The sequence below is a fragment of the Cupriavidus alkaliphilus genome (genome assembly GCF_014191175.1).
GTDB lineage: Bacteria > Pseudomonadota > Gammaproteobacteria > Burkholderiales > Burkholderiaceae > Cupriavidus > Cupriavidus alkaliphilus.
Genome location: NZ_JACHWE010000012.1, coordinates 41,818 through 54,289 on the forward strand (window position 1 = coordinate 41,818; position 12,472 = coordinate 54,289).

The 12,472-nt window shown below is 66.8% G+C and carries 8 protein-coding genes; all 8 read right to left on the reverse strand.

All coding sequences use genetic code 11. The features are described from left to right. Positions 1 to 61: 61 nt before the first annotated feature. Positions 62 to 4,858, reverse strand: coding sequence for a glutamate synthase-related protein (locus FHX60_RS26450; protein ID WP_181487077.1), 4,797 nt, complete (start codon positions 4,856 to 4,858; stop codon positions 62 to 64). 292 nt (positions 4,859 to 5,150) lie between these two features. Then, positions 5,151 to 5,870: a transposase gene (locus FHX60_RS26455; protein WP_183285095.1), complete on the reverse strand. Its 720-nt coding sequence runs from the start codon at positions 5,868 to 5,870 to the stop codon at positions 5,151 to 5,153. A 55-nt stretch (positions 5,871 to 5,925) separates the two neighbouring features. Continuing rightward, on the reverse strand, positions 5,926 to 7,068 hold the full coding sequence (locus FHX60_RS26460; protein WP_092317552.1) for a deoxyguanosinetriphosphate triphosphohydrolase: 1,143 nt from the start codon (positions 7,066 to 7,068) through the stop codon (positions 5,926 to 5,928). A 48-nt stretch (positions 7,069 to 7,116) separates the two neighbouring features. Continuing rightward, a complete protein-coding gene (gene aroB, locus FHX60_RS26465; RefSeq protein ID WP_112776701.1) occupies positions 7,117 to 8,223 on the reverse strand; it encodes a 3-dehydroquinate synthase in 1,107 nt (368 codons plus the stop codon). Then, on the reverse strand, positions 8,220 to 8,900 hold the full coding sequence (locus FHX60_RS26470; protein ID WP_375790552.1) for a shikimate kinase: 681 nt from the start codon (positions 8,898 to 8,900) through the stop codon (positions 8,220 to 8,222). Before FHX60_RS26470 ends, aroB begins: the two co-directional genes overlap by 4 nt. Positions 8,901 to 9,123: 223 nt before the next feature. Beyond that, positions 9,124 to 11,259, reverse strand: coding sequence for a type IV pilus secretin PilQ (locus FHX60_RS26475; RefSeq protein WP_183285096.1), 2,136 nt, complete (start codon positions 11,257 to 11,259; stop codon positions 9,124 to 9,126). Next, positions 11,256 to 11,804, reverse strand: coding sequence for a pilus assembly protein PilP (locus FHX60_RS26480; protein WP_092317564.1), 549 nt, complete (start codon positions 11,802 to 11,804; stop codon positions 11,256 to 11,258). Before FHX60_RS26480 ends, FHX60_RS26475 begins: the two co-directional genes overlap by 4 nt. Then, on the reverse strand, positions 11,801 to 12,472 hold the full coding sequence (locus FHX60_RS26485; protein WP_112776698.1) for a type IV pilus inner membrane component PilO: 672 nt from the start codon (positions 12,470 to 12,472) through the stop codon (positions 11,801 to 11,803). Before FHX60_RS26485 ends, FHX60_RS26480 begins: the two co-directional genes overlap by 4 nt.

Here is a 12,472-nt window from a genome sequence, read left to right on the forward strand (position 1 = left end):
GTCGGGGCCGTGGCGGCTTGCCGCGGCCCTTCGCTACGTTGGTTTGCTGCGCTCGTCTCGCTCAGGCCGCGATAGCTTCGCGGTCGCTGTCGCGGGCGGCCTGTTCCTTGGCGTACATCTCGCCCAGCGCGCGCTTGTACTCGGTCGGGAAGACCTTGACGAACTTGCGGCGTGCCGTGGTCCAGTCGGCCAGCAGCGCCTTGGCGCGCTCGGAACCGGTGTAGCGGAAGTGCTGCTCGATCAGGTTGCGCAGGATGACTTCATCCAGCACGCGCTTGCCGTCGACCTTGTGCCACGAAGCCTGGGGCTGGCCCTTCTCCTGGTCGGCCGAGGCCAGCACCGCTTCCAGCGCCACCATCGAGGTGTTGCAGCGCTTGTCGAACAGGCCGTCCTCGTCGTAGACGTAGGCCACGCCGCCCGACATGCCGGCCGCGAAGTTGCGCCCGGTGCCGCCCAGCACTACCACCGTGCCGCCGGTCATGTATTCGCAACCGTGGTCGCCGGTACCTTCCACCACTGCCACGGCGCCCGAGTTGCGCACCGCGAAGCGCTCGCCGGCCACGCCGTTGAAGAACGCTTCGCCGGCGATGGCGCCGTACAGCACGGTGTTGCCGACGATGATGTTGCGGGTCGGATCGCCGCGGAACTCATGCGGGGCGCGCACGATCACGCGGCCGCCCGACAGGCCCTTGCCGACGTAATCGTTGCCGTCGCCGACCAGGTCCAGCGTGATGCCGTGCGCCAGGAACGCGCCGAACGACTGGCCGGCGGTGCCTTGCAGCTGGATGTGGATGGTGTCGTCGGGCAGGCCTTCGTGGCCATACTGCTTGGCCACCACGCCCGACAGCATCGCGCCGACGGTACGGTTGACGTTCTTGACCGGCTGGATGAACGACACGCGCTCGCCCTTCTCGATCGCCGGACGGGCCTTGGCGATCAGCACGTGGTCGAGCGCCTTGCCAGCCTCGGCCGACAGGCCGTGGTCCTGCACGTCGGTGTGGTACAGCGGCACGTCCGCGCCCAGCGACACCTGGTGGAAGATGCGGCTGAAGTCCAGGCCGCGCGCCTTCCAGTGTTCGATGCCGGCCTTGGTGTCGAGCAGGTCGGCGCGGCCGATCAGCTCGTCGAAGGTGCGGATGCCCAGCTGGGCCATGATCTCGCGCGCTTCTTCGGCAACGAAGAAGAAGAAGTTGACCACGTGCTCCGGCTTGCCCTGGAACTTCTTGCGCAGCTGCGGATCCTGCGTGGCCACGCCCACCGGGCAGGTGTTCAGGTGGCACTTGCGCATCATGATGCAGCCCTCGGCAACCAGCGGCGCCGTGGCGAAACCGAACTCGTCGGCGCCAAGCAGCGCGCCGATGACGACGTCGCGTCCGGTCTTCATCTGGCCGTCGGCCTGCACGCGGATGCGGTTGCGCAGGCCGTTGAGCAGCAGCGTCTGCTGGGTCTCGGCCAGGCCCAGCTCCCACGGCGTGCCGGCATGCTTGATCGACGACCACGGCGAGGCGCCGGTGCCGCCGTCATGGCCGGCGATCACGACGTGGTCGGCCTTGGCCTTGGACACGCCCGCGGCCACGGTGCCGACGCCCACTTCGGACACCAGCTTGACCGAGATATCCGACGACGGGTTGACGTTCTTCAGGTCGTGGATCAGCTGCGCCAGATCCTCGATCGAGTAGATGTCGTGGTGCGGGGGCGGCGAGATCAGGCCGACGCCCGGCACCGAGTAACGCAGCTTGCCGATGTAGTCCGAGACCTTGTGGCCCGGCAGCTGGCCGCCTTCGCCCGGCTTGGCGCCCTGCGCCATCTTGATCTGGATCTGGTCGGCCGAGGCCAGGTATTCGGCGGTCACGCCGAAACGGCCCGACGCCACCTGCTTGATCTTCGAGCGCAGCGAGTCGCCGGCCTGCAGTTCCAGGTCCTTCTCGATCACGCCGTCGCCCAGCACGCCCTTCAGGGTGTCGCCCTGCTTGATGGGGATGCCGCGCAGTTCGTTGCGGTAGCGCTTCTCGTCCTCGCCGCCTTCGCCGGTGTTGGACTTGCCGCCGATGCGGTTCATCGCCAGCGCCAGCGTGGTATGGGCCTCGGTCGAGATCGAGCCGAGCGACATCGCGCCGGTGGCGAAGCGCTTGACGATCTCCTTGGCGGGCTCGACTTCTTCCAGCGGAATCGCCTTGGCCGGATCGACCTTGAACTCGAACAGGCCGCGCAGCGTCATGTGGCGCTTGCTCTGGTCGTTGATGATGTTGGCGTATTCCTTGTACGTCTGATAGGCGCCCTTGCCGTCGTCGGCGCGCACCGAGTGCTGCAGCTTGGCGATCGAGTCCGGGGTCCACATGTGCTCTTCGCCGCGGATGCGGAAGGCGTACTCGCCGCCGGCGTCGAGCATGTTCTCCAGCACCGGGCTGTTGCCGAACGCGTCCGTGTGCAGGCGCAGCGCTTCCTCGGCGACCTCGAAGATGCCGATGCCCTCGACGTTCGACGGCGTGCCGTGGAAGTACTTCTGCACCAGCTCGCGCGACAGGCCGATAGCCTCGAAGATCTGCGCGCCGGTGTACGACATGTAGGTGGAGATGCCCATCTTGGACATCACCTTGAACAGGCCCTTGCCGATCGCCTTGACGAAGTTCTTGACCGCCTTTTCCGGCGACAGGTCGCCCGACAGGCCGCTGGCCATGTCGGCCAGGGTTTCCATCGCCAGGTACGGGTGCACGGCTTCGGCGCCGTAGCCGGCCAGCAGCGCGAAGTGGTGCACTTCACGCGCGGTGCCGGTCTCGACCACCAGGCCGGTCGACGTGCGCAGCCCCTTCTCCACCAGGTGGTGGTGGATGGCAGACGTGGCCAGCAGCGCCGGGATGGCGACATGGTCGGCATCGACCGGGCGGTCGGTCACGATCAGGATGTTGTAGCCCGAACGCACCGCGTCCACGGCTTCGGCGCACAGCGAGGCCAGGCGCGCTTCGATGCCTTCCTTGCCCCATGCGGTCGGGTAGCAGATGTTCAGTTCGTACGAACGGAACTTGCCGCCGGTGTAGTGCTCGATGTTGCGGATCTTGGCGATGTCCTTGAAGTCCAGCACGGGCTGGGACACTTCAAGACGCATCGGCGGGTTGATGTTGTTCAGCTCGAGCAGGTTCGGCTTCGGGCCGATGAACGACACCAGCGACATCACCATGTTCTCGCGGATCGGGTCGATCGGCGGGTTGGTGACCTGTGCGAACAGCTGCTTGAAGTAGTGGTACAGCGTCTTGTTCTTCGACGACAGGATCGCCAGCGGCGAGTCGTTGCCCATCGAGCCGGTGGCTTCCTCGCCGGCCAGCGCCATCGGCGCCATCAGGAACTTGACGTCTTCCTGGGTATAGCCGAACGCCTGCTGGCGGTCCAGCAGCTTGGCCACGGGCTTCTTCTCGGCGGCGACGTCTTCCGGCTTGGCATCGATCTCGTCCAGCTTGATGCGCACGGCATCGATCCAGCTCTTGTACGGCTTGGCGTTGGCCAGGTTGTCCTTGAGCTCCTTGTCGTCGATGATGCGGCCCTGCTCCATGTCGATCAGGAACATCTTGCCCGGCTGCAGGCGCCACTTCTGCACCACGCGCGACTCGGGGAACGGCAGCACGCCGGCTTCCGAGGCCAGCACCACGACGTCGTCCTCGGTCACGTAGAAACGTGCCGGGCGCAGGCCGTTGCGGTCCAGCGTGGCGCCGATCTGGCGGCCATCGGTAAAGCAGATCGCGGCCGGGCCGTCCCACGGCTCCATCATGGCGGCGTGGTATTCGTAGAAGGCGCGACGGTTGTCGTCCATCAGCGTGTGCTGTTCCCACGCTTCCGGGATCATCATCATCATCGCGTGGACCAGCGGGTAGCCCGCCATCGTCAGCAGTTCGAGGCAGTTGTCGAACGATGCCGTATCGGACTGGCCCGGGTAGATCAGCGGCCACAGCTTGGGCAGGTCGTCGCCCAGCACCGGCGACGAGATCGCGCCGGTACGCGCGTTGATCCAGTTGACGTTGCCCTTGACCGTGTTGATTTCGCCGTTGTGGGCGACCATGCGGTACGGGTGGGCCAGTTCCCAGGCCGGGAAGGTGTTGGTCGAGAAGCGCTGGTGCACCAGGGCCAGCGCCGACACGGCGCGCTGGTCCTGCAGGTCCAGGTAGTACTCGCCGACCTGGTTGGCCAGCAGCAGGCCCTTGTACACCACGGTACGGGCCGACATCGACGGCACGAAGTATTCCTTGCCGTGCTTGAGCTTGAGCGCCTGGATGGCGTGGCTGGCGGTCTTGCGGATGACGTAGAGCTTACGTTCCAGCGCGTCCGTGGTCATGATGTCGCGGCCCCGCCCGATGAAGATCTGGCGGATCACCGGCTCGGTCTTGCGCACCGTGGGGGACATCGGCATGGCGGCGTCGACCGGCACGTCGCGCCAGCCCAGCACGACCTGGCCTTCCAGGCGGACCGTGCGCTCCAGTTCCTGCTCGCAGGCCAGGCGCGAAGCGTGTTCCTTGGGCAGGAAGATCATGCCCACGCCGTATTCGCCGGCGGGCGGCAGGCTCACGCCCTGCGCCGCCATTTCCTCGCGGTAGAACTGGTCCGGGATCTGGATCAGGATGCCGGCACCGTCGCCCATCAGCGGGTCGGCGCCGACGGCGCCGCGGTGGTCCAGGTTCTCCAGGATCTTCAGGCCCTGTGAAATGATCTCGTGCGACTTCTTGCCCTTGATATGCGCGACCATGCCGACGCCGCAGGCGTCATGCTCGTTGCTCGGGTCGTACATGCCTTGCGCCTGCGGGCGCAGGTCGAGGGCGGAGGAAGACTCGCTGATTTGCTCGCTGGTCTGCGCTTGGGCCGAAAGGTTCTTCATTTGGTCCACGGGCTGATTTCCGGTGAAGGCTGCGCGGACTGCTGGACTACCGGAACGGGGACCGCGCGCTTTCTGTAAATCCACCCAGACCGGTGGACCGGCGGGAAGGGAAATGGGGACGAAGCTGTCAGCGGGCCGCAGCGGCGTACACGAGCGTGACGCGCCGCACAATGACTGTGGGTGGAGCAACTATATGGGAATCGCCTGCGCCTCGCAAAAAAATTAAATGGGGTCGGAATACATTTAAACACGCACCGTTTCGGTGAATGATTTAAATGGGGACACATAAATTTTATGGCGCTTTCGCCGCATTTACGAGTTGCTTTTGCACCTTTTTGGGGCGCCCCTTCGGCAAAGGCTGGACGCGCCGTGAGCCATGTCTCTCCAGCTGCGCCAGGAACGCGTCGCCGCCTAGCGGCCAGCCGCTATGCGCATGGGTGCGCAAGGTGTCCAGGGTCTTGCCGGACAGCCCTTCGGCGCTGAGCATGCGGTAGTTCGATTGCCGCTCGAACGGGGTATTGCCCAGCTCCCAGTAGGCGGCGTGGTCGCTGACAAAGGGACTGGCCTCGATGCCGGCGTGGTGGCGGTAGCTGCTCCAGCGGTCGGCTTCGGGGGTATTGACCTCGCCCGCGCGCACCGCGTTGCCCTCCACGTAGAGCATGGCCGGCAGCAGCCACTGGGCTGGATCAAACACGGCGGAGCGGAAGCGTCCCTCCCACAGGGTGCCGGTGCGGCCCGCCACGCGATTGAAGTAGCGCGCGTAGCGGCGCCCGACCGCCTGCATGGTCAGGCTAAGCGCGTCCTCACTTTTCGGCGTTGCCACCAGGTGCACGTGGTTGGGCCGCAGCGCATAGGCATGGATGGCGAGGTCGTGCTCGCGCGCCGCCATGCGCAGGCAATCCAGGTAATGCAGGTAGTCGTCGGTGCCCAGGAACACGGGCTGGCGGTTGTTACCGCGCTGCAACACCAGCGCGGGCAGTCCGGTGGGGGAAAAACGGGGAAGGCGGGCCATGACAGGGTCGTGCGGGCTGCGATGCCCGCATCATAGCCTGATCCGTCCCTAATTTTCAGGGGGCGGTACCCTCGCTGACAGCGAAGATGCGGCGGTGCTCGCGGATGGCGTAGCGGTCGGTCATGCCGGCAATGTAATGGGCGATCAGCCGCGACTGGTCGCCGCCATGGCTGGCCTGGTACTGCGGCGGCAGCAGGCGCGGATCGGACATGAAGGCCTGGAACAGGTCGCCGACGATGCGCTGGGCCTTGGCGGACATCCGCATCACCAGGTAGTGCCGGTACAGATGCCGGAACAGGAAGCGCTTGAGCGCGGCCGCTTCCTCGTGGATCTGCGCGCTGAAGCCGACCAGCGGCCCGGCGGCCCTCACCGCGTCGATATTGCGCGGGTTGGTGTCGGCGATATTGCGGCTGGTGGTTTCGATCAGGTCGACGATCAGCGTGTTGATCATGCGCCGGACCGTCTCGTTGATGGCGCGCCGGCCATTGATGCCGGGGAAGGCCTCGGCCACCTCGGCCCGGTGGCGGCCCCACATCGGCACCTCGTCGAGCTGCTCCAGCGTCAGCAGACCGGAGCGCAGGCCGTCGTCGATATCGTGGTTGTTGTAGGCGATCTCGTCGGCAAGGTTGGCCAGCTGGGCCTCCAGCGACGGTTGCGTGCCTTCCAGGAAGCGCCGGCCCAGTTCGCCCAGCGCCGAGGCGTTGACGCGCGAGCAATGCTTGAGGATGCCCTCGCGCGTCTCGAAGGTCAGGTTCAGGCCATTGAAGCCGCCGTAGCGCTCTTCCAGCTCGTCCACCACCAGCAGGCTCTGCAGGTTGTGCTCGAAGCCGCCGTGGTTCTTCATGCACTGGTTCAGCGCGTCCTGCCCGGCGTGGCCGAAGGGTGTGTGGCCCAGGTCGTGCGCCAGCGAGATCGCCTCGACCAGGTCCTCGTTCAGGCGCAGGTTGCGCGCGATCGAGCGGGCGATCTGCGCCACCTCCAGGCTGTGCGTCAGGCGCGTGCGGAACAGGTCGCCCTCGTGGTTGACGAAGACCTGGGTCTTGTACTCGAGCCGCCGGAACGCCGTGCTGTGGATCACGCGGTCGCGGTCGCGCTGGAATTCGCTGCGCGACAGCGACGCGGGTTCGGCGTGCACGCGCCCGCGCGTCTGCGCGGAGCGGGCGGCGTACGGGGCGAGGTGGCTTTCAAAGTCGGTCATGCAGCGCGTCCGGTGGCTGGGTCGGGGTGGCGAGGCATAACCGATCGGTCAGGCGACCGGCGCCTCGGTGGGAGGTTTCAGGACGGCGTGGGCCAGCGTCGCGCGCAGATCCGCGTCCGGCACGCTGGTGATGAACGCCTCGCCGAGCTTCTTCAGCAGGATGAACTTGATGCTGCCGGCCTCGGCCTTCTTGTCGACCTTCATCAGTTCGATATAGCGGTCGGCGCCCAGTTCCGGCGCCACCACCGGCAGCATCGCCGCCTGCGTGAGGGTGCGCACGCGCGCCAGCGTCTCGATATCGATAAAGCCGAGCCGGTGCGACAGGTCCGCGGCCATCACCATGCCGCATCCCACCGCTTCGCCGTGCAGCCAGGCGCCGTAGCCCATGCCGGCCTCGATCGCATGGCCGAAGGTATGGCCGAAATTGAGGATGGCACGCAGTCCGCCCTCGCGCTCGTCCTGCGCCACCACGCCCGCCTTGATCTCGCACGAGCGCTGCACGGCAACCGCCATCAGCTCCGGGTCGCAGGCGTTCAGCGCCTGGATGTTGCGCTCGATCCAGCCAAAGTAATCGGCGTCCGCAATGGCGCCGTGCTTGATCACCTCGGCCATGCCGGCGGCCAGTTCGCGCGGCGGCAGCGTGCGCAGCGTGTCGATGTCGGCGATCACCGCGTTGGGCTGATGGAACGCGCCGATCATGTTCTTGCCGAGCGGGTGGTTGATGCCGGTCTTGCCGCCTACCGACGAATCCACCTGCGCCAGCAGCGTGGTCGGCATCTGGATGAACGGCACGCCGCGCATGTAGCAGGCGGCGGCAAACCCGGTCATGTCGCCGACCACGCCGCCGCCCAGCGCCACCAGCGTGGTCTTGCGGTCGGCGCCGGCCTGCAGCAGCGCGTCGAAGATGCGGTTCAGCGTTTCCCAGTGCTTGAAGGCCTCGCCGTCGGGCAGCGTGACGGTGCGCACGGTCTTGCCCAGCGCCGCCAGCGCGGCCTCGACGCGCGCCGCATAGAGCGGCCCGACGGTTTCGTTGGTGACGATGACGGCGTGCTGGCCGCGCACGTGCGGGCGCAGCAGCTCGGCGTTGTCGAGCAGGCCGGTGCCGATATGGATGGGGTAGCTGCGCTCGCCCAGGTCGACTTCAAGGGTAATCATGGATTGGGGTCCTGCGCCGGCGGCCCGGCATCGCCCGCGGGCGGGGACGCCGGCTGCGGGGGATCGATCCGGAAACCGGCCATTTCAAGTTGCATCAACACCATATTAGCAAGCTGCGCCACCGAGGGCTTGCCGGTTTCGATGATGAAGTCGGCGACTTCGCGGTACAGCGGATCGCGCTCGGCATACAGGGCCTCGAGCTTGCCCTTGGGGTCGTCGGTCTGCAGCAGCGGCCGGTTGCGGTCGTGCCGGGTGCGCAGCCACAGGTCGTGCGGGCTGGCGCGCAGGTACACGACCGTGCCGCGGGCCTTCAGCACCTCGCGGTTCTCGGCGCGCAGCACCGCGCCGCCGCCGGTGGCCAGCACGATGCCCTGGCGCTGCGCCAGCTCGCGGATCATCGCGGCCTCGCGATCGCGGAAGCCGGCCTCGCCCTCGAGTTCGAAGATCACCGGGATGCGCACGCCGCAGTGCGCTTCCAGCTCATGGTCGGAATCGAAAAACGGATAGTGCAGGCGCCGCGCCACCGTGCGGCCCACGGTGGTCTTGCCGGCGCCCATCAGGCCGACGAAAAAGAGGTTGGGTCGATCGGATTCCGGGCGGTCGGCACCGGATCGTTCGGCTTCGCGCCGATCCGGCGCCTGGCGCTGCGCCGCCGGCCCTGTCGCTGAGGCTGTCACGGGACTGTGGTTCGGGAGCGCGGCATGCGGGCCGTCCTCCCCGGTTGGGAACTGCATCATCTTCTTATGTTGTGGCGCGGCCGGCAAGTGCCGAATGCGGCATAGACCGCATTTCTTGCCGTCGCGCAGGCATTCGTGGCCCGGCGGTTCGCGGCGCGCGGCGCAAAAAAAGGCCGCATCGGTCGATGCGGCCTGCCAGTCTACTGTATCCGGCGCCCCGGCCCTACTTGAGCGATACGCTTTCGTTCAGGATGCGCGGGGTCAGGAACACCAGCAGCTCGGTCCGGTTGCGGACCTTGGCGTTGTTCTTGAACAGGTAGCCCAGCACCGGGATATCGCCCAGCAGCGGCACCTTGTCGACATCGGTGGACTCGGTCTGGGTGTAGATGCCGCCGATCACCACGGTGCCGCCGTTCTCGACCAGCACCTGGGTCTGCACGTGCTTGGTGTCGATGGCAAAGCCGGAGGTGGTCTGGATGCCCACGCTGTCCTTGTTCACGTCGACGTCGAGCAGCACATTGCCTTCGGGCGTGATCTGCGGCGTCACCTCGAGCTTCAGGTTGGCCTTGCGGAACTGCACCGAGGTGGCGCCGCTGGACGTGGCCGCCTGGTAAGGCAGCTCGGTGCCCTGCTCGATCAGCGCCTTGATGTTGTTGGCGGTGACCACGCGCGGGCTGGAGATGATCTTGCCCTTGCCGTCCGCCTCCAGCGCCGACAGCTCCAGCGCCAGGAAGCGCGTGGCGGCGCTGTTGAACAGGCTCACCGCAATATTGGCCGGATTGGTGCCGTTGATGGATCCGGCCGGCAGGCTCAGGAACGGGCCGTTGTCGGAGGTCGAGCCCGGCAGCACGTTGTTGTAGGTGTTGCCGACGCGGGCGTTGTTGTACTGCCCCGCAAAGCCCAGCTTGACCCCCAGGTTCCGGCTGAAGGTATCGGTGGCCTCGACGATGCGCGCCTCGATGATGACCTGGCGCACGGGGATGTCGATCTTGCCGATAAAGATCTGCACCTCTTCCAGCTTGGAAGCGATATCCGAGACAAAGAGCTGGTTGGTGCGCGCATCGGCGGTCAGCGAACCGCGCTTGGACAGCATGCGCGTGCTGGCGCCCGCTGCCCCCGCGCTGCCGATCGAGGCGCTTGCGCCACCACCGGCGCCCATGCCCAGCAGCATCCTGCGCACGTCCTCGGCGCGCTGGTAATTGAGCTGGAACACCTGGCTGCGGATCGGCTCGAGGTCGTTGATCTGCTGCTGCGACTCGAGCTCGAGCTTCTCCTTGGTCTGCAGCTCGGCCTTGGGCGCCACCCACAGCACATTGCCGTTGCGGCGCGAGGCCAGCCCCTTCGCATCCATCACGATCTGCAGCGCCTGGTCCCACGGCACGTCCTTGAGCCGCAGGGTCAGGTTGCCCTGCACGCTTTCGCTGGTGATGATGTTCAGGTTGGTGAAGTCGGCGAACACCTGCAGCAGCGAGCGGATGTCGATGTTCTGGAAGTTCAGCGACAGGCGCTCGCCGCGGTAGCCCGGGCCGCTGATCAGCTTGGTCGGGTCTTCCTTGACGGGACGGACCTCGACCACGAACTGGGTGTCGGTCTGGTACGAGCTGTATTCCCAGTTGCCGCGCGGTTCGATGGTCAGGCGCGCGTTGCCGTTGGCGTCGGAAGCGCGCATGCCCTGCACCGGCGAGCCATAGTCGCTGACGTCGAAGTGCCGCCGCAGGTTCTCCGGCAGCGTGGTGCCGAGGAAATCGACCACCACGTTCTTGCCCTGTTGCGCGATATTGATGCCCAACTCGCGCGAGGACAGGTCGACCACCACGCGTCCCGCACCGTCGGCCCCGCGGCGGAAGTCGATATTGCGCACCGAGGGCCGCCCCGCGGCGGCGCCGGGCGGCGTCGCGGCCGGCGCGAAGGTCGGCGCCGCGCTCTTGGCCGCCGGCGCCACGTTGTCGAGCGACACCACGAAGACATTGCCGCGCTGGTCGGTCCGATAGGTGGCGTTGCGCGTCAGGTCGAGGATCAGGCGCGTACGGTCGCCGATCTGCATCACATTGGCGGCCTTGACCAGCTTGCCGCCGTATTCATATTGCGCGCGCCGCTCGGCAAAGCCGGTATCGAAGAAATCGATTGCGAGCCGGGCCGGGTTCTGCGTGGTGAAGTCCGCCGGCTTCTGCGTCAGCGGCCGTTCCAGTTCGACCACGAGCACGGTCTGCTCCCCGGTCGTGCTGACGTCCACCGACTTGATCCGGTTGCTCTGAGCCAGGGCCGCCGGTGCGGCCAGCGCCAGCCATAGCGCCAGCGCCGTGGCCATGGTCCTCATCACGGCGCCCGCGCGCGCACGATACCAGCGCGCGGGGGTCATGCCGCCGCGTCCAGCTTCAGGCTGGTCATTTTCTCTTTCCACTCGGATACCCCCTCCCGGACCAATTCGCGCAGCACGATCTCCTGATCGGTGATGCGGACCACCCGGCCATAGCTCTGGCCGAGATACTGACCCACCTTCACATGGTGGATCTTGTTATCAACACGGACGATGCCGAAGGTTTCCCCCTGCTTCTTCATCATCCCGAGCATCTTGAAGTTCTCTAGCGGATAGTCCTCCAGCGGCTCGCGGCGCCGGCCGGCTTCGGGAGAATCCGCCAGCGTCTTGTTCAGTTCGCCGATCTTGGCCTGCGCGAACGGCTCGGGCGCACTGGCCGCGGCATATTCGCGCGGCACGTAGGGCCGGGCATCGGGCACGGGCTCGGGCGGCTTGGCACGCGCGCTGCGGGTAGCTTCCATCCACTGGCGCAGCGCGTCCTCATCGCTGGCGCCGCAGGCGCCCAGCAGGCCGATTGCCAGCGCCGCCGCCAGCGTGCGCCGCGACGCGGCCCATGCCTGGGCGCGGGATCGAACGATGCGGCTCATTTCGCGCCTCCTGCCTTGGCGGCCGCTGCGGCCGCGGCGGCCTTGCGTTGCGCCGCCTGTTCTTCAGCGTCGAGCGCGCGGTAGGCCATCGCCACCGCCTCCATCGACAGCCCGCCGTCCTTGGTATTGGACAGTTGCAGGTTCTGCATCGACACGATCCGCGACAGCGCCGCGACGTCGGCGTTGAACTGCGCCACCTCGTGATAGCGCCCGGTCACGCGCAGGTTCACCGGGATCTCGGCAAAGTAGGGCTTGATCACCGCCGCCTGCGGCTTGAACAGCTCGAACTGCAGCCCGCGCGCCACGCCGGCATGGTTGACGTCGGCCAGCAGCGCGTCCATTTCCGTCTTGTTGGGCAGCTGCCGCTCCAGCAGCGCCACGCGCTGCTCGACCTGCTTCTTCTGCTCGCGCAGCGCCTCGAGGTTGGCCACCTGCGCCACCTTGGACTGGTACGCCTGCTTCAGGCTTTCCTGCTCCTGGCGCTGGCGCTCGAGTTCGTCGAACTTTGCGCTCCAGTAGAACTGCCAGCCCAGCAGCAGCACCACCGCCGCCGCCAGGACCGCGAACAGCACGCGCGGCGCGGCCGGCCAGGTCTCCGGCTCGTTCAGGTTGAGCCCGCGGAACTGGCTGGTCAGGTCGGCCAGGTTGATTTCGGTATTGAGCGCCAT

Bases quoted from the DNA above. Each gene is read 5' to 3' on its own strand.
- FHX60_RS26450 (WP_181487077.1), bottom strand. From the start codon at position 4,858: ATGAAGAACCTTTCGGCCCAAGCGCAGACCAGCGAGCAAATCAGCGAG.
- FHX60_RS26455 (WP_183285095.1), bottom strand. From the start codon at position 5,870: ATGGCCCGCCTTCCCCGTTTTTCCCCCACCGGACTGCCCGCGCTGGTG.
- FHX60_RS26460 (WP_092317552.1), bottom strand. From the start codon at position 7,068: ATGACCGACTTTGAAAGCCACCTCGCCCCGTACGCCGCCCGCTCCGCG.
- aroB (WP_112776701.1), bottom strand. From the start codon at position 8,223: ATGATTACCCTTGAAGTCGACCTGGGCGAGCGCAGCTACCCCATCCAT.
- FHX60_RS26475 (WP_183285096.1), bottom strand. From the start codon at position 11,259: ATGACCCCCGCGCGCTGGTATCGTGCGCGCGCGGGCGCCGTGATGAGG.
- FHX60_RS26480 (WP_092317564.1), bottom strand. From the start codon at position 11,804: ATGAGCCGCATCGTTCGATCCCGCGCCCAGGCATGGGCCGCGTCGCGG.
- FHX60_RS26485 (WP_112776698.1), bottom strand. From the start codon at position 12,472: ATGGCGCTCAATACCGAAATCAACCTGGCCGACCTGACCAGCCAGTTC.